A 15,434-nucleotide genomic window follows, 5' to 3' on the forward strand; every position below is an offset into this window, starting at 1 on the left:
CGTTAAAAGACACAGCGGCAGAAAATGCGGCTGAGAAAGATGCCGTCATCATCAACAATGCGATTGCACAGCAGATCGCCGAGCAGGGCGGTGTGGAAGCGTATTTACACGCGCAGCAGGATAAAACGCTGTTGCGTTTCCTGACCTGCGGTAGCGTCGACGATGGAAAAAGTACGCTGATTGGTCGTTTGCTGCACGATACGCGCCAAATTTATGAAGATCAGCTCAGTACGCTGCACAATGATAGCAAGCGTCTGGGCACGCAGGGCGAAAAACTGGATCTGGCGCTGCTGGTTGATGGGCTTCAGGCTGAACGTGAGCAGGGCATCACGATTGACGTGGCCTACCGCTACTTCTCGACGGAAAAACGCAAATTCATCATCGCCGATACGCCGGGACACGAGCAGTACACCCGTAACATGGCGACGGGCGCATCAACCTGCGAGCTGGCGATCCTGCTGATTGACGCGCGCAAAGGCGTATTGGATCAAACCCGTCGTCACAGTTTTATTGCGACCCTGCTGGGGATTCGCGATCTGGTGGTGGCGGTGAACAAAATGGACTTAGTGGATTATCAGCAAACGGTGTTTGAGCAATTTAAGCAGGACTATCTGGATTTTGCTCAGCAACTGCCTGCCGACCTGAATATCACCTTTGTGCCGATTTCCGCGCTGGATGGCGACAATGTCGCAACGCCGAGTACGACGATGGGCTGGTATACCGGACCGACGCTGCTGGACGTGCTGGAAACGGTCAATGTGGCACAGCGCACGCTGGAGCAGCCGATGCGCTTCCCGGTGCAGTATGTGAATCGCCCGAATCTGGATTTCCGCGGCTACGCGGGAACGCTGGCCTCCGGCATCATCCGCGTTGGGCAACGGGTTAAAGTGCTGCCATCCGGCGTAGAATCCACCGTCAGCCGTATTGTGACCTTTGACGGGGATTTACCGCAGGCGCAGGCGGGTGAAGCGATTACGCTGGTGCTGGCGGATGAGGTGGATATCAGCCGTGGTGACCTGCTGATCGACAGCAGCGAATCGCTGAAAGCGGTGCAGCATGCGCTGGTGGATGTCGTCTGGATGGCAGAGCAGCCGCTGGTGCCGGGACAGAGCTACGACATCAAGATTGGCGGTAAGAAAACGCGTGCTCGGGTCGAGAATATTCAGTATCAGGTTGAGATCAATACGCTGACGCAGCGCGTCGCGGAGAACCTGCCGTTGAATGGTATCGGTTCGGTTGAGCTGATTTTTGATGAGCCGCTGGTGTTGGACAACTATCAGCACAATGCGGTGACGGGCGGGATGATCTTTATCGATCGCCTGAGCAACGTCACGGTCGGTGCGGGGCTGGTGCGGGAACCTATCGAGCAGGTGTATCAGGAGCCGGGCGCACACAGCGCGTTTGAGCTGGAACTGAATGCGCTGGTACGTCGCCACTTCCCACATTGGGGTGCGCGCGATCTGCTGGGAGGCAAATAACGTGTCTTTACGCGATGAACCGACTGACGATAACGTCGTCTGGCATGCACACGATGTCACCCGAGAGTCGCGCGAGAAATTGCATGGTCATCAGGGCGTCGTTATCTGGTTTACCGGGTTGTCTGGATCCGGTAAATCCACGCTGGCGGGGGCGTTGGAACAGGCGCTACATCAGCGTGGTGTCAGCACCTACCTGCTGGATGGCGACAACGTGCGGCACGGGTTGTGCCGTGATTTAGGCTTCACCGACGACGATCGGCGCGAAAACATCCGCCGCGTGGGTGAAGTTGCCAAACTGATGGTGGATGCGGGTCTGGTGGTCCTGACCGCGTTTATCTCGCCGCACCGCGCCGAGCGTAAAATGGTGCAGGATTTACTGGGCGAAGGGCAGTTCATCGAAGTCTTCGTGGATACGCCGTTAGCGACCTGTGAAGCGCGCGATCCTAAGGGTTTGTATAAAAAAGCCCGTGCGGGAGAGCTACGTAATTTCACTGGGATTGACTCGGCGTATGAAGCGCCGGAAGCGCCGGATAGTCATCTGGATGGCGAACAATTCGTAACAAATTTGACAGACCAATTGTTAGATCTGCTTGGCAAGCGAGCTATTATCAAGCTCTGATGTCCCCGCTTTTTTCACCGCGTTGTTGGGTGATTCAGGGGAAGAATGGGAAAGATTATGCAAAATGCTACGCAGTTAACGATTAGCAAGACTCGGCCAGCACAAGAAGAAGATGACGGCGTTTCCTACCAGTTTATGGGGGCGGTCACGGGGTTCTCTTTTTATTGGTTGGCCTTTACTATCCCTTTTCTGGTATACGGCTCCAATACCACGTTTTTCTTCATGCTCTACACTTGGCCGTTTTTTCTGGCGCTGATGCCGTTTTCAGTGCTGGTTGGCGTCGGGTTTAGCTTTTTGCTGAGAGGCTATCTCTTTTATACGCTCTTTGCGACGGGCTTGACGGTGGTCTGTCTGTTCTGGCTGGTCTTTTCTTTTTTGATGGGGTGGTAAAAAGAAAAAGGCTGCCAGCGTGGAAGGCGCTGACAGCCTGTGGTTTTAACGCGCTACAGTATCTTGCTCAGGAAAGCCTGCGTGCGCGGGTTACTCGGATGCGTAAAAATCGCTTCTGGCGTCCCTTGTTCCTGAATAATCCCCTGATCGATAAAGATCACTCTATCGGCTACTTCTCTGGCAAATGCCATTTCATGGGTCACGATGACCATCGTCATTCCTTCATTCGCCAACGTTTTCATGACCGCTAACACTTCACCAACCAGTTCTGGATCCAGCGCGGATGTGGGTTCATCGAACAACATGATCGCGGGTTCCATCGCTAACGCGCGGGCAATCGCGACACGCTGCTGCTGCCCACCGGACAAGCTATTCGGCCAGGCATCGATTTTATCCAGCAGGCCGACCTTGCTGAGCAACGCTTTCGCCCGTTCAACGGCCTGCGCACGCGGCAATTTCTTCACATCCATCGGCGCCATAATCACATTTTCCAACACCGTCATGTGCGGAAACAGATTAAAGCGTTGGAACACCATCCCCACGCTTTCACGCACGCGATTGATATTGGTTTTCTGATCGTGAATGGCAAAACCGTTGACCGTGATCTCGCCTGCCGACAGCGTCTCCAGTGCGTTGATGCAGCGCAGAAAGGTACTTTTTCCTGAACCGGATGGGCCAATCAGGCAGAGCACTTCCTGAGGGGCGATGTCGCAGGAAATACCACGCAGGACATGCGTATCGCCAAACTGTTTTTGCAGGTTTTTAACGTGAATCACTTTTGCCAAACCTCGTTTCCATGTGCCGCACCAGCAGCGAAAGCAGGAAAGTAATAACCCAATAAACGATAGAGATCGCCAAGTAGGGTTCCCAGTACGTGGCGTAAGCCCCTGACACCGTACGAGCGGCATAGGCGAGATCCGCCAATCCGATTGCTGAAGCCAGCGATGAATCCTTCACAATCGCGATGGCGTTGTTGCCCAGCGGTGGCAGCATGCGGCGGAAAGCCTGCGGCAGAATGACTTTCCGCATGGTGCGGCCATAGCTCATTCCGAGAGAGCGTGAGGCTTCCATCTGGCCGCGATCGATCGACTGAATGCCAGCGCGGAATATCTCAGAGACATAGGCACCCGCATTCAGCGTAATTGCTACGATGCAAGAGAGGAACGCGCCGTAATCTGAGCGTAGCGTACGGGCAAAATCGACCGACATAATATTGCTGGTCACCAGCAGCCCGTCACGCGGATTGATGAACAGCGGCACCAGCGCGAAGTGCACCACCATGATTTGTACAAACAGCGGCGTGCCGCGGAAGGCGCTGATGTAGATGCGTACCGGCCATTGAACGCCGTAGTGCAGGATATATTTCCACGGCCCGTGCGGTGCCTGGGCTAAGCGGCCTAATCCGAGCGTTAATCCCCAGCAGGTGCCAAGAATGACACAGATAATGGTGCATTTGATGGTCATCCAGGTGCCTTCCATAAACAGCGGGGCATATTCCTGAATGATCTCCCAACGAAATCCCGTCAAGATCGTTTCCTTTTTTGAATAGGCTAACGTAATGATTACTCTAAATTAAACCGGACAGGCTAGCTGTCCGGTTAATGCGATGTCTCGTGTGAGGCAATGGAGACCTAGAGAGATGCGCAGTGTCTTGCAGGCGTTATTCTGCGGGTAAGGTCGGAACGTTGTTATCAAACCATGCTTGATAGATCTTGGCGTAGGTGCCATCAGCAACGATTTTTTTCAGCCCAGAGTTAATCTTCGCGCGCAACTGGTCGTTACCTTTTGCGACGGCGATCCCGAAATACTGGCGTTCGAATTTGGCGTCGGAAACCAGATTGAACTGTTTTTCAGGGTGAGTCTTAATATAAAACTTCACCACGCCCACATCGCCAACCGCTGCGCCCACACCATCTTCATACAGCTCTTGTAACATTAACGGGGTGTTATCAAAGCGCTTAATCGATGTACTGTTTTTGCCTAATACATCGGAGACCACGATATCGGCGGTGCTGGAGTTCACGACACCCACTTTGTGATCTTTCAGCGCAGCAATCGAGTCGATCGTCGAGCCTTTAGGCACCACAATGGACTGCTCAGCTGGGAAATAAGGCGTGGAGAAATCGACCATTTGCTTACGTTTGTCGGTAATCGTGATACCGGAAATGATAATGTCGCGGTCGCCGGAGTTAAGGGTCGCGAAGATCCCTTCCCACGGCGTATTGATCAGCTTGATATTAAAATTCTCCGCCTTGGCGATCGCTTTAATTATATCAATATCAAAACCTTCCAGCTCTTTCTGCGCGTTTTCAAACTCAAAAGGGCGATAGGTCCCGCCAGAGCCAACAACGTAAGTGGGTTCAGCTGCGAAGGCGCTGGTGGGCAGTACGGTAGTGGATAGGGCGGTAGTGAAGAGCGCACCGACGAATAACAGTTTTTTGAACATGGCTTTCTCCTGGTTTAAATGTAAAAATTTCTTTTTTTATGCACTTTGTATGCATAAAAATACACAGATAGCATTAATGGTTCAACTGACGTTTTTCCTATGGTCGGTTTTAGCCAGACGGACGCTATGCGCTGATGTCTTCTGATGAACAGAAAGTACAAGGGAATGAGAGAGTGGCCTGAGAGCACGTTTGGCATGCTCTTCTGCCCGAAACATCCCCATTTGGGCACGCGGCAGGGTGAATATTGCCTCCCATTACTGGACACAGTGGAGTCGAAACAAAAGTTATGGGATGATTAGGCGGTTTTTCAGGGGGCGGGATGGGAAAGCTTACGCTGTTATTATTGATATTGCTTGGCTGGCTTCAGTACTCACTGTGGCTGGGCAAGAATGGCATTCATGATTATGTTCGGGTAAAGGATGATGTTGTTGTCCAGCAGGGGAACAATGCCAAATTAAAAGACCGTAACGAACAGCTGTTTGCCGAAATTGACGACCTCAATGGCGGACAGGAAGCGATTGAAGAGCGCGCACGCAATGAACTGGGGATGATCAAACCCGGTGAAAGCTTCTATCGTCTGGTGCCAGAATCGAACCATCGTAACGCGAATACGACGTCATCTAATAACGCTTCATCTAACAACACACAACGTTGACGCATGCAGACACCACGCCTTTACCCGCCTGACATTGTTGCCGTTTTGCCCGCTGCGGGTAACGGCAGCCGGATGCAAAACGATCGTCCTAAGCAGTATCTGACGATTGGCAATGATGCGACCGGCCATAAAACCATTCTTGAACATACCATTGACGCGCTTTTACGCCATTCACGAGTACCGCGTGTCGTTGTCGTTATCAGTCCCGATGACGCATTCTTTCATACCCTGGCGATTGCTAACGATCCCCGTATTTGTGCCGTGACGGGCGGGCAGCAGCGTGCGGATTCCGTGCTGGCTGGGCTGTCCGCTGTTGCCGATAGTGCATGGGCGTTAGTGCATGACGCAGCGCGTCCGTGTCTGCATCAGGACGATTTGACGCGCCTGCTGGCGATTGTCGAGCAGAGTGACGTTGGTGGAATTCTGGCCGCACCGGTTCGTGACACCATGAAGCGCGGCACGGACGGGTTTATCGATCGCACGGTAGAACGTAACGATTTATGGCATGCGCTGACGCCGCAGCTTTTTCCTGCTGCGCTGTTGAAACAGTGCCTGCAACGGGCGCTTCAGGATGGCGTTGCCGTCACAGATGAAGCCTCCGCGTTGGAATACTGTGGCTATCGCCCACAAATTATCAGCGGACGTTCGGATAATATCAAAGTCACTCGTCCAGAGGATTTGGCATTAGCCGAATTCTATTTAACCCGTTTGCAGTCACCCCATTTTATTCGCTAAATTTATTCGTTAAATACAGATAAGGAGAACGCGCGATGCGTATCGGTCACGGTTTTGATGTTCATAAGTTCGGTGGAGAAGGTCCGCTGGTGATCGGTGGCGTGCGCATTCCTTATACTCAAGGCTTGCTGGCGCATTCCGATGGGGATGTGGTGCTGCATGCGGTGACCGATGCCCTGTTGGGGGCCGCCGCGTTGGGTGACATTGGCAAGCTATTTCCTGATACCGATCCGGCTTTTAAAGGGGCGGACAGCCGTGGCCTGCTGCGTGAAGCCTGGCGTCGTATCAATGAAAAAGGCTACCAGTTAGGCAATCTGGACGTCACGATTATTGCTCAGGCGCCGAAAATGGCACCACATATCCCGCAAATGCGCGTGAATCTGGCTGAAGATTTGCAGTGTCACATGGATGACGTCAATGTGAAAGCGACCACGACAGAACAGTTGGGCTTTACTGGTCGTGGCGAAGGCATTGCCTGCGAAGCCGTTGCCCTGCTGGTGAAAAAAGAAATGGGTGAAATTATTGCTTGGTAAGCGATAGTCTTATCAGTTATAGAAAGTTAACAGCATAAAAAACAATGTCGTGGCCGTGTGTCATCCTGCCATGCACTTTGTAGGATAACGATGGAAAATAACGAACAACTCGTCTGGTTGCACGGTGAACCACAGGCTACTGGCTCATTGAAATCCACTGCTGAAGATTTTCTGGTGGTGGAAGATCTGGGGTTTCAACCAGATGGTGACGGTGAGCAGGTATTGGTGCGCGTGCGCAAACGCGGTTGCAATACGCAATTTGTGGCCGAGATGCTGGCGAAATTTGTTCGTCTACCGCTACGTGCCGTTAGCTATGCGGGCCTGAAAGATCGTCATGCTGTCACCGAACAGTGGTTCTGCCTGCACATGCCGGGAAAAGAGACGCCTGATTTCTCCTCGCTGGCGCTTGAAGGTTGTGACGTGCTGGAGGTGATTCGCCACCGTCGCAAGCTGCGGATCGGTACGCTGCGGGGTAACCATTTTACGCTGGTGCTGCGCCAGGTCAGTGACCGAAACGAGGTTGACGCTCGTTTGGCACTGATCGCCGCGAACGGCGCACCTAATTATTTCGGCAGCCAGCGTTTCGGGCGCAACGGAAATAATCTTGAGCAGGCTCGTCTGTGGGCGAATAACGAGATTCGGGTAAAAGAACGCAGTAAGCGGAGTTTTTATCTTTCCGCCAGCCGTAGTGCGATGTTTAATCAGGTTGCCAGTGCACGACTCGCGGGGCAGCAGGCGAAAACGGTCTTGTGTGGTGACGCATTGCAGCTAACAGGTCGCGGCAGCTGGTTTGTTGCTAAGCCTGATGAATTAGACGTTTTACAGACGCGCCTTGATGCGGGCGAACTCCAGATTACCGCACCGCTGCCTGGTGATGGTGAATTGGGTACGCAGGATGACGCGCGGGTATTTGAAGAACAGGCTTTGCTCGGACAAGACGCGCTGTGGTCTTTGATTAAGCGTGAGCGGGTTGAACCTGCCCGGCGTGCGGTGCTGCTGTATCCGCAGCAGATGCACTGGGAATGGCGGGATGATGCGACCGTGGAAGTGAAGTTTTGGCTACCTGCGGGCAGTTTTGCGACCAGCGTGGTGCGTGAATTGCTGCATTCACAGCAGGATACCGATCTCGGTGCCTGATGTGCTGCGATACGTTTTTGCAGAAAATTGTTGAAGATAATCAATGCTGGCAACCGTGTAATCGCGGCAACTGGCTTACCCCTAGGCGGGAAAATTGCTGTGTTGGTGACGAGGTTAACCAGAGCTAAGGTCGGCGGGAATGGTAAACAAACGTAGAGAAACGTTGTTGGCGCAGTTGCGCCAGCAGGGCATTCAGGACGAACGTCTACTGAGTGCGATAGAAGCCGTACCCAGAGAACGTTTTGTTGACGAGGCGTTCGAGCACAAAGCGTATGAAAATACCGCTCTGCCTATCGGTTCCGGTCAGACGATTTCGCAGCCCTATATGGTTGCGAAGATGACGGAACTGCTCAGCCTGACGCCCGTCTCCCGCGTGCTGGAAATTGGCACTGGATCAGGCTATCAAACGGCAATTTTAGCGCATTTGGTCCGGCACGTTTGCTCGGTTGAGCGCATCAAAGGGCTGCAATGGCAGGCTAAACGTCGCTTAAAACAGCTTGATTTGCATAATGTATCTACCCGTCATGGCGATGGGTGGCAGGGCTGGGCGTCGCGTGGGCCGTTTGATGCCATTATCGTGACTGCGGCACCGCCGGAAATTCCTCGAGCGCTGATGGAGCAGCTCGATGACGGTGGTGTGATGGTATTGCCCGTCGGTGAACAGTCACAATACTTACAAGTTGTTCAACGCCATGCTGGCGAATTTATTATTCAAACGGTTGAAGCTGTTCGGTTTGTTCCGCTGGTCAAAGGGGAATTAGCCTGATAACGTGGCGTTGGTATGCATTTGTTGTTAAGTCTTTAAAATTTCAACACAACGGTTTTATAGTGCGAACTTGTTGATATTGTTAGCATCTAATCATTGTGGTGCCTTTCCCATTTTGCTTATGCGCCAGCGATGGTGAAGTAGCGATCTTTCTCGTTCCAACTAACGAATAAATCACCGGATACCGGTACGCTACAATCACTTACGCGATAGGCTGTTTAGCAACGGCCCGTTAAGCGAGAGCAGATGCGAGGGAGGCATGTCCGAATTGGGTTCTGAGTATTACTGTTTTTTGAATGTTATCGACACTTTTTTGAACGCTATAGTTAGAGGGGAGTAAGGCGCATGGGAAGCCGAATGATGAATTTGCGTCACATTGCTGCTTGTACGGTGATTGTCTTAGGATTGGCGGGATGTACCAACAATAATTCCAAATCCGCACCGATCAGCAGCGTTGACGGAAATACGGGCAACCGAGGGGGAATGTTATCTGCGCCACCATCACGCATTTCAACAGCGGGTGAAAGCGTTGCAACAACGTCCGACGGCCGAATTGTTTACAACCGCAGCTACGGCAATATTCCGAAAGGCAGCTACAGCGGCGGCAATGCCTACACGGTTAAACGGGGCGATACCCTATTTTATATCGCGTGGATTACCGGTAATGACTATAGGGATCTGGCGCAACGCAACAATATTCCTGAACCGTACAGCCTGAATGTCGGGCAATCACTGAGCTTAGGCAGCGGATCTGGTAACAATGCTTCGGGCGGCGGACTGACGAGTGGTGGTGGAATGTTGGCAACCACCGATGCCACCCGAGGTGGAATCCCCACGCCGCCATCAAGTGCTCAAATACAAACTACATCGGTTGATTCTCAGTCAACTAATGCGTATTCTGGTAATCAAGGTAAACAGAATAATGTAGGTAAGATGTTACCTACGGCAGGGGCGACAACAACCGCTCCTGTTTCCGCACCAGCAACTGTTGCCAGCAGCAATATGGCTGCTGTAGGCAGTTGGCATTGGCCTGCCGATGGGAAAGTCATAGATAGTTTCTCCGCTTCTGAAGGGGGAAATAAAGGGATTGATATCGCCGGCTCACGTGGGCAACCGATCACCGCAACCGCCAGTGGGCGCGTGGTGTATGCGGGTAATGCGCTACGTGGTTACGGAAATCTGATAATCATCAAACATAATGATGACTACCTCAGTGCCTATGCCCATAACGATACGATGCTAGTCCGTGAGCAACAAGATGTCACGGCAGGACAAAAAATCGCTACGATGGGCAGTACGGGTACCAGCTCAGTTCGCTTGCACTTTGAAATTCGTTACAAGGGGAAATCCGTAAACCCGCTGCGTTTTCTGCCGCAGCGATAAATCAGGCAGAATATTTCGGTATTCTGCCAAGGGATCACGGGTAGGAGCCACTTATGAGCCAAAGTACGCTGAAAGTTAACGAGTTACATGAAGATACCGATTTCGAAGAAAATGGACTTGACGTTTTTGACGATAAAGCGCTGGCAGAGGAAGATACCAATGATAATGACTCAGCGGAAGACGAGCTGTTATCACAAGGGGTCCCACAGCGTGTCCTTGACGCAACCCAACTCTATTTGGGAGAGATCGGCTATTCGCCACTTTTAACCGCAGAAGAAGAAGTCTATTTCGCACGACGCGCGTTGCGTGGCGATGTCCCATCGCGCCGCCGTATGATCGAGAGTAACCTGCGGCTGGTGGTGAAAATTGCCCGCCGTTACAACAATCGTGGTCTGGCGTTGCTGGATCTGATTGAAGAGGGGAACCTCGGCCTGATCCGTGCGGTTGAAAAATTCGATCCAGAAAGAGGATTTCGTTTTTCAACCTACGCAACCTGGTGGATTAGACAAACGATAGAACGGGCGATTATGAATCAAACCCGTACCATCCGTTTGCCGATTCACATTGTCAAAGAACTCAACGTTTATTTGCGCACTGCGCGCGAGCTGTCTCACAAACTGGATCACGAGCCGAGTGCGGAAGAAATCGCCGAACAGCTTGATAAGCCCGTTGATGACGTCAACCGCATGCTGCGCCTGAATGAACGAATTACTTCCGTCGATACCCCGCTGGGTGGTGACTCGGAAAAAGCGTTGCTGGATATTCTGGCAGACGAAAAAAATAACGGACCTGAAGATACCACTCAGGATAACGATATGAAGCAGAATATCGTTAAATGGTTGTTTGAGCTGAATGCCAAACAGCGTGAGGTGTTGGCGCGTCGTTTCGGCCTGTTAGGGTACGAAGCGGCTACGCTGGAAGATGTGGGTCGTGAAATCGGCTTAACGCGTGAACGTGTTCGCCAGATTCAAGTTGAAGGCCTACGCCGCCTGCGGGAAATTTTGCAGGTTCAGGGGCTGAGCATTGAAGAACTGTTTCGTGAATAATTCGTGACGAGTTACTGATGTTTTGAAATAAACGTCTTGAAATAAAAAATGGTGGTTTTCCCCACCATTTTTTATGCCTGTATTTGCCCTTTCGCGTGAAAGGGCGGTTCGGCGGCAATTAGCGGATGATATTCGCCAGCAGGAAATCGACGATTTCGCTGGTTTTAATCATTTGCTTTTCACCGACTCGGCGGTTCTTATATTCAATCTCTTCGCTATCCAGATTGCGATCGCCAATGACGATGGTATGCGGTACGCCAATCAACTCCATATCGGCGAACATCACGCCCGGACGCTCTTTACGGTCATCAAGCAGAACTTCAATGCCTTTAGCGCGCAACTGCTGGTAGATATCCTCAGCCACTTCCTTCACGCGGAAAGATTTGTGCATATTCATTGGCAGAATAGCGACGTGGAAAGGTGCAATCGCATCTGGCCAGATGATGCCACGTTCGTCATGGTTTTGCTCAATCGCCGCTGCGACAACGCGCGTTACACCAATACCGTAGCAACCCATCGTCAACGTCTGGTTGCGGCCATCTTCACCTTGAACTGTCGCTTTCAACGCTTCAGAATACTTGCCGCCCAGTTGGAAAATATGGCCGACTTCGATACCGCGTTTAATTTGTAGTGTGCCTTTACCGTCTGGACTGATGTCGCCTTCAACCACGTTACGGATGTCTGCAACCTGCGGCAGGGTAACGTCACGTTCCCAGTTGATGCCAAAATAGTGTTTGCCATCAATGTTTGCGCCAGCGCTGAAATCGCTCATCGCCGCAACGGTACGATCGACAACAACAGGAATCGACAATTTGACTGGGCCAAGTGAACCTGGACCTGCACCGATAGTTGCACGAATCTCTTCTTCTGTTGCGAACGTCAGCGGGCTAGCAACCTGAGCAATTTTCTCAGCCTTTATTTCGTTAAGTTCATGATCGCCGCGAACCAACAACGCAGCCAGTTTATGGCCGCTTTCTTCCGTTGCTTTAACCAGCAGCGTCTTCACGGTTTTTTCTACTGGCAACGTAAACTGCTCAACCAGCTCGGCGATGGTCTTGGCATTTGGCGTATCAACCAGACGCAACTCTTCCGTCGCTTCAGCGCGGCCTAACTTCGGCGCGACAGCTTCTGCCAGTTCAATGTTTGCCGCGTAGTCGGATTCCGTTGAGAAAACGATATCGTCTTCGCCGCTGGTCGCCAGCACCTGAAACTCATGGGAGGCATTGCCCCCGATAGAACCGGTATCTGCCTGAACAGCTCTGAAATCCAGATCCATACGGCTGAAAATCTTGCTGTAAGCGGCGTACATCGTGTCGTAAGTGACCTGCAACGATTCCTGCGAGGTATGGAAAGAGTAGGCGTCTTTCATCAGGAATTCACGTGAGCGCATGACGCCAAAACGCGGGCGCACTTCATCGCGGAATTTGGTTTGAATCTGGAAGAAATTCAGCGGCAGCTGTTTATAAGAGCTAATTTCATTACGAATCAGGTCGGTAATCACTTCTTCGTGTGTTGGGCCGAGCACAAATGGGCGCTCACCACGATCGACAAAGCGCAGCAGTTCTGGGCCATATTGATCCCAACGTCCACTTTCCACCCATAAATCGGCAGGCTGAACAACGGGCATGGACACTTCAATCGCGCCAGCGTTGTTCATCTCTTCGCGCACGATATTTTCAACTTTTCTCAAAACACGTAAACCGGTTGGCAACCAGGTGTAAAGGCCTGAGGCCAGTTTACGAATCATTCCTGCCCGGAGCATCAACTGATGGCTGATGACTTCTGCATCGGCTGGCGTCTCCTTGAGTGTGGAGAGCATGTATTGGCTAGTACGCATGGGGTTTTAGTTCCGTTAGAACGACAAGTAGCATAGGGCTGCCGTGCAGCCGAAGGCACATAAAAAGTGGCTTAGTTTACCAGCGTGGGCGACGTGTCAAAAGAGAGCAGGGACAATTTTAGAATATATTGCTGCGGTTCGTGTATTAACACGTATGTGACGGGTCGAGACTCAACACTTCGGTTTGTTCTTCGCAGACGCGCCAGCGCACATTGAACTCCAATAGCAAAACGGCGTATTCCCGCGTGGTATTTTCCCCTTTACGGTAGGCGGGGCGCGGATCCTGCGCCAATACCTGCGAGATAAAGCGTTTTAACTGGGGATATTTCTTTTGGTGTTCTACGATTTGGCTTTCCGCAAGGGGGGAAAAAGTGACTGGCATCGCGGCATCGGGTGCCATTTGGGCAAAGCCCGCTCGCGCCTGAGGATGGCTTTCTGCAAAGGGTAGGTAAGGTTTAATATCGACAACCGGTGTGCCATCGACCAGATCAAGACTGCCTAAGTCGAGTGTAATCGCATCGCCTTTTGCTCGGATGCCTTTTAATTCAACTAGCGACATGCCAACAGGATTGGGACGGAAGGTGGAACGCGTAGCGAAAACGCCCGTACGGGTGTTTCCTCCCAGACGCGGTGGTCGAACTGTCGGACGCCAGCCGCCGTCCATCGTTTGGTGAAAGATGAACAGGATCCAAATATGACTGAAATCTTCCAGCCCCCGCACACATTCTGCCTGATTGTACGGTGGTAATAGCTGAAGCTCTCCGTCTCCATCTTCAATCAGGCCCGGTTGCCGCGGAATGGCAAACTTTTCTTTATACGGTGAGCGGATAATCCCGATCTGATTGAAAACAAATTGACTCATTGTGCAGAGACTTTCAGTGCAGTGCCTTGGCAAACGACCTGGCTGTAGCAACCTGCTACGCCGCTGACGGTTTGGCATTCATGCAGTAAAACTGCATTGGCTTTCATTGCGGTTGCGCGGTTTTGCATTCTTTTACGCGCATTTGCCGTGTTAGGGGGAGCGTCCTGAGCGCTGACCTGACATGAGGAGCCTGAAACTTCGCCCATATCACGGAAAGGTTTACCGACTAATTCTTCTGCACTTTTATATAACACCGCTGGCGTCGGGCGAGCCGCTGGCTTCGGTTTAGGCGCAGGTTCTACAGTTTTGGTTTCAATAGCGGGTTGAGGTGCCGGTGCCGGTGGCTTCTGAAATAAAGAACAGCCTGTCAGCGACATGGCTAACAATATAAAGGGAACAGCACGCATTAAGGATTCCTCTGCTTTTTCTCAAAGAGCGGGTATTGAAGCAAGCAATTGCACAAATAACAAGACGGGCCGTAGCCCGTCTTACAGATATCTTTTAATTAAACGCGTATACACGTCATACTTCAAGTTGCATGTGCGTTGGCTGCGTTCACTCACCCGAATCACTTACTTGAGTAAGCTCATCGGGATTCCTTCCCTTGCCGCGTTACGATGCTCATTACTGAGCATCGCCCTAAAGGGCTAACGCTTCGCGTTGTTCAAAACGTTAACGTTTTGTCCTGAAACTTGAATTATTTAGCGTATAATTGCCGGATTACCAGCCTTTCACTGCGCCGCCATTAAAAATTTTATTTGCTGCGTCATTTACTGCGTCAGACTGATAAGCCTGAACGAATTTCTTCACATTTTCAGCGTCTTTATTGTCTTCGCGTGAAACCAACAGGTTTACATACGGAGAGTCTTTCTCTTCAACAAACAGGCCATCTTTGGTCGGCGTCAGGTTAATCTGGCTAGCGTAAGTGGTGTTGATTACCGCCAGCGCGATTTGTGCATCATCTAAAGAACGTGGCAGTTGTGGCGCTTCCAGCTCAACCAGTTTGATGTTTTTCGGGTTTTCGGTCACATCCAGTACGGTTGGCAGCAGACCAACGTTGTCTTTCAGTTTAATCAAGCCGACTTTTTGCAGCAGCAGCAGAGAACGGCCCAGGTTGGTTGGATCGTTTGGCAGCGCAACTTGAGCACCATCTTGCAGCTCATTCAGCGATTTGATTTTTTTGGAGTAACCCGCGATTGGGTAAACAAAGCTGTTACCGACAGAAACCAATTTATAACCACGATCTTTGATCTGCTGATCCAGATAAGGTTTGTGCTGGAACGCATTCAGGTCGATGTCGCCTTTGCTCAGGGCTTCATTTGGCAAAACGTAGTCGTTGAATGTGACCAATTCAACGTCCAGACCGTATTTGTCTTTCGCCACTTTCTGCGCAACTTCCGCCACTTGCTGCTCTGCACCAACAATAACGCCGACTTTAATATGATTAGGATTCTTTTCTTCCTGACCACATCCCGCTAGCGCCAGAGCACCAATAAGTGCGCCAATGGTCGCAATAGATTTCAGTTTAATCGCCATATCCTTACCC

Annotated in this window: 17 protein-coding genes; 10 read left to right on the forward strand and 7 right to left on the reverse strand. The window is 51.5% G+C overall.

The features are described from left to right. The first annotated feature begins 50 nt into the window (after positions 1 to 50). From cysN to IG609_RS04020, 3 genes are read left to right on the forward strand one after another with little or no spacing between them, the layout of a single operon-like run. Entirely contained in the window at positions 51 to 1,478 is a 1,428-nt protein-coding gene (gene cysN / locus IG609_RS04010) for a sulfate adenylyltransferase subunit CysN (RefSeq protein ID WP_039285240.1), read from the forward strand. Further along, complete coding sequence (gene cysC, locus IG609_RS04015; RefSeq protein ID WP_226373414.1) at positions 1,417 to 2,097, forward strand: adenylyl-sulfate kinase; 681 nt, start codon at positions 1,417 to 1,419, stop codon at positions 2,095 to 2,097. Before cysN ends, cysC begins: the two co-directional genes overlap by 62 nt. 57 nt (positions 2,098 to 2,154) lie before the next feature. Continuing rightward, the gene (locus tag IG609_RS04020) at positions 2,155 to 2,487 is read left to right on the forward strand and encodes a DUF3561 family protein (protein WP_189338692.1); all 333 of its coding nucleotides are present in this window, start codon (positions 2,155 to 2,157) and stop codon (positions 2,485 to 2,487) included. Between the two features lie 53 nt (positions 2,488 to 2,540). Here the strand turns inward: IG609_RS04020 and IG609_RS04025 are convergent, their stop codons facing one another. The 3 genes from IG609_RS04025 to IG609_RS04035 all read right to left on the reverse strand — a co-directional run bounded on the left by IG609_RS04025 (position 2,541) and on the right by IG609_RS04035 (position 4,933). Then, positions 2,541 to 3,263, reverse strand: a complete 723-nt coding sequence (locus IG609_RS04025) for an amino acid ABC transporter ATP-binding protein (RefSeq protein ID WP_095700430.1) — start codon at positions 3,261 to 3,263, stop codon at positions 2,541 to 2,543. Then, positions 3,250 to 4,014, reverse strand: a complete 765-nt coding sequence (locus IG609_RS04030; protein ID WP_039306715.1) for an amino acid ABC transporter permease — start codon at positions 4,012 to 4,014, stop codon at positions 3,250 to 3,252. The genes IG609_RS04025 and IG609_RS04030 overlap by 14 nt, the downstream gene beginning before the upstream one ends. A gap of 133 nt (positions 4,015 to 4,147) precedes the next feature. Next, positions 4,148 to 4,933, reverse strand: coding sequence for a basic amino acid ABC transporter substrate-binding protein (locus tag IG609_RS04035; protein ID WP_193397289.1), 786 nt, complete (start codon positions 4,931 to 4,933; stop codon positions 4,148 to 4,150). Between the two features lie 320 nt (positions 4,934 to 5,253). Here IG609_RS04035 and ftsB point away from each other — a divergent pair, with 320 nt between their 5' ends. From ftsB to rpoS, 7 genes are all read left to right on the forward strand, one after another. After that, a complete protein-coding gene (gene ftsB, locus IG609_RS04040) occupies positions 5,254 to 5,589 on the forward strand; it encodes a cell division protein FtsB (protein ID WP_010299850.1) in 336 nt (111 codons plus the stop codon). 3 nt (positions 5,590 to 5,592) lie between these two features. Further along, entirely contained in the window at positions 5,593 to 6,324 is a 732-nt protein-coding gene (gene ispD / locus IG609_RS04045) for a 2-C-methyl-D-erythritol 4-phosphate cytidylyltransferase (protein ID WP_193397288.1), read from the forward strand. A 35-nt stretch (positions 6,325 to 6,359) separates the two neighbouring features. Then, on the forward strand, positions 6,360 to 6,857 hold the full coding sequence (ispF, locus tag IG609_RS04050) for a 2-C-methyl-D-erythritol 2,4-cyclodiphosphate synthase (RefSeq protein ID WP_102117522.1): 498 nt from the start codon (positions 6,360 to 6,362) through the stop codon (positions 6,855 to 6,857). A gap of 90 nt (positions 6,858 to 6,947) precedes the next feature. After that, on the forward strand, positions 6,948 to 7,994 hold the full coding sequence (truD, locus tag IG609_RS04055; protein WP_193397287.1) for a tRNA pseudouridine(13) synthase TruD: 1,047 nt from the start codon (positions 6,948 to 6,950) through the stop codon (positions 7,992 to 7,994). Positions 7,995 to 8,133: 139 nt separating this feature from the next. Next, positions 8,134 to 8,760 (forward strand): protein-L-isoaspartate(D-aspartate) O-methyltransferase, encoded by a 627-nt coding sequence (locus tag IG609_RS04060; protein WP_193397286.1) that lies wholly within the window; start codon positions 8,134 to 8,136, stop codon positions 8,758 to 8,760. A 357-nt stretch (positions 8,761 to 9,117) separates the two neighbouring features. Then, positions 9,118 to 10,143: a murein hydrolase activator NlpD gene (gene nlpD, locus IG609_RS04065; RefSeq protein ID WP_193397285.1), complete on the forward strand. Its 1,026-nt coding sequence runs from the start codon at positions 9,118 to 9,120 to the stop codon at positions 10,141 to 10,143. Between the two features lie 53 nt (positions 10,144 to 10,196). Next, the gene (gene rpoS / locus IG609_RS04070) at positions 10,197 to 11,189 is read left to right on the forward strand and encodes an RNA polymerase sigma factor RpoS (protein WP_102117526.1); all 993 of its coding nucleotides are present in this window, start codon (positions 10,197 to 10,199) and stop codon (positions 11,187 to 11,189) included. A 118-nt stretch (positions 11,190 to 11,307) separates the two neighbouring features. Here the strand turns inward: rpoS and proS are convergent, their stop codons facing one another. The 4 genes from proS to IG609_RS04090 all read right to left on the reverse strand — a co-directional run bounded on the left by proS (position 11,308) and on the right by IG609_RS04090 (position 15,424). Beyond that, positions 11,308 to 13,026 carry a proline--tRNA ligase gene (gene proS, locus IG609_RS04075; RefSeq protein WP_193397284.1) on the reverse strand — a complete coding sequence of 573 codons (1,719 nt, stop codon included), beginning with the start codon at positions 13,024 to 13,026 and terminating at the stop codon, positions 11,308 to 11,310. A 145-nt stretch (positions 13,027 to 13,171) separates the two neighbouring features. Further along, complete coding sequence (tsaA, locus tag IG609_RS04080; protein ID WP_193397283.1) at positions 13,172 to 13,888, reverse strand: tRNA (N6-threonylcarbamoyladenosine(37)-N6)-methyltransferase TrmO; 717 nt, start codon at positions 13,886 to 13,888, stop codon at positions 13,172 to 13,174. Then, complete coding sequence (gene rcsF / locus IG609_RS04085) at positions 13,885 to 14,295, reverse strand: Rcs stress response system protein RcsF (protein WP_193397282.1); 411 nt, start codon at positions 14,293 to 14,295, stop codon at positions 13,885 to 13,887. The genes tsaA and rcsF overlap by 4 nt, the downstream gene beginning before the upstream one ends. Positions 14,296 to 14,608: 313 nt before the next feature. Then, positions 14,609 to 15,424, reverse strand: coding sequence for a MetQ/NlpA family lipoprotein (locus IG609_RS04090; RefSeq protein WP_193397281.1), 816 nt, complete (start codon positions 15,422 to 15,424; stop codon positions 14,609 to 14,611). Positions 15,425 to 15,434: the final 10 nt, after the last annotated feature.

It is taken from the genome of Pectobacterium quasiaquaticum, from assembly GCF_014946775.2.
GTDB lineage: Bacteria > Pseudomonadota > Gammaproteobacteria > Enterobacterales > Enterobacteriaceae > Pectobacterium > Pectobacterium aquaticum.

What these genes read in the sequence shown, in the direction of transcription:
- IG609_RS04060 (WP_193397286.1), top strand. Translation starts at nt 8,134, where the DNA reads ATGGTAAACAAACGTAGAGAAACGTTGTTGGCGCAGTTGCGCCAGCAG.
- ftsB (WP_010299850.1), top strand. Translation starts at nt 5,254, where the DNA reads ATGGGAAAGCTTACGCTGTTATTATTGATATTGCTTGGCTGGCTTCAG.
- IG609_RS04090 (WP_193397281.1), bottom strand. Translation starts at nt 15,424, where the DNA reads ATGGCGATTAAACTGAAATCTATTGCGACCATTGGCGCACTTATTGGT.
- proS (WP_193397284.1), bottom strand. Translation starts at nt 13,026, where the DNA reads ATGCGTACTAGCCAATACATGCTCTCCACACTCAAGGAGACGCCAGCC.
- truD (WP_193397287.1), top strand. Translation starts at nt 6,948, where the DNA reads ATGGAAAATAACGAACAACTCGTCTGGTTGCACGGTGAACCACAGGCT.
- cysC (WP_226373414.1), top strand. Translation starts at nt 1,417, where the DNA reads ATGCGCTGGTACGTCGCCACTTCCCACATTGGGGTGCGCGCGATCTGC.
- rpoS (WP_102117526.1), top strand. Translation starts at nt 10,197, where the DNA reads ATGAGCCAAAGTACGCTGAAAGTTAACGAGTTACATGAAGATACCGAT.
- nlpD (WP_193397285.1), top strand. Translation starts at nt 9,118, where the DNA reads ATGATGAATTTGCGTCACATTGCTGCTTGTACGGTGATTGTCTTAGGA.
- IG609_RS04020 (WP_189338692.1), top strand. Translation starts at nt 2,155, where the DNA reads ATGCAAAATGCTACGCAGTTAACGATTAGCAAGACTCGGCCAGCACAA.
- tsaA (WP_193397283.1), bottom strand. Translation starts at nt 13,888, where the DNA reads ATGAGTCAATTTGTTTTCAATCAGATCGGGATTATCCGCTCACCGTAT.
- rcsF (WP_193397282.1), bottom strand. Translation starts at nt 14,295, where the DNA reads ATGCGTGCTGTTCCCTTTATATTGTTAGCCATGTCGCTGACAGGCTGT.
- ispF (WP_102117522.1), top strand. Translation starts at nt 6,360, where the DNA reads ATGCGTATCGGTCACGGTTTTGATGTTCATAAGTTCGGTGGAGAAGGT.
- IG609_RS04035 (WP_193397289.1), bottom strand. Translation starts at nt 4,933, where the DNA reads ATGTTCAAAAAACTGTTATTCGTCGGTGCGCTCTTCACTACCGCCCTA.
- ispD (WP_193397288.1), top strand. Translation starts at nt 5,593, where the DNA reads ATGCAGACACCACGCCTTTACCCGCCTGACATTGTTGCCGTTTTGCCC.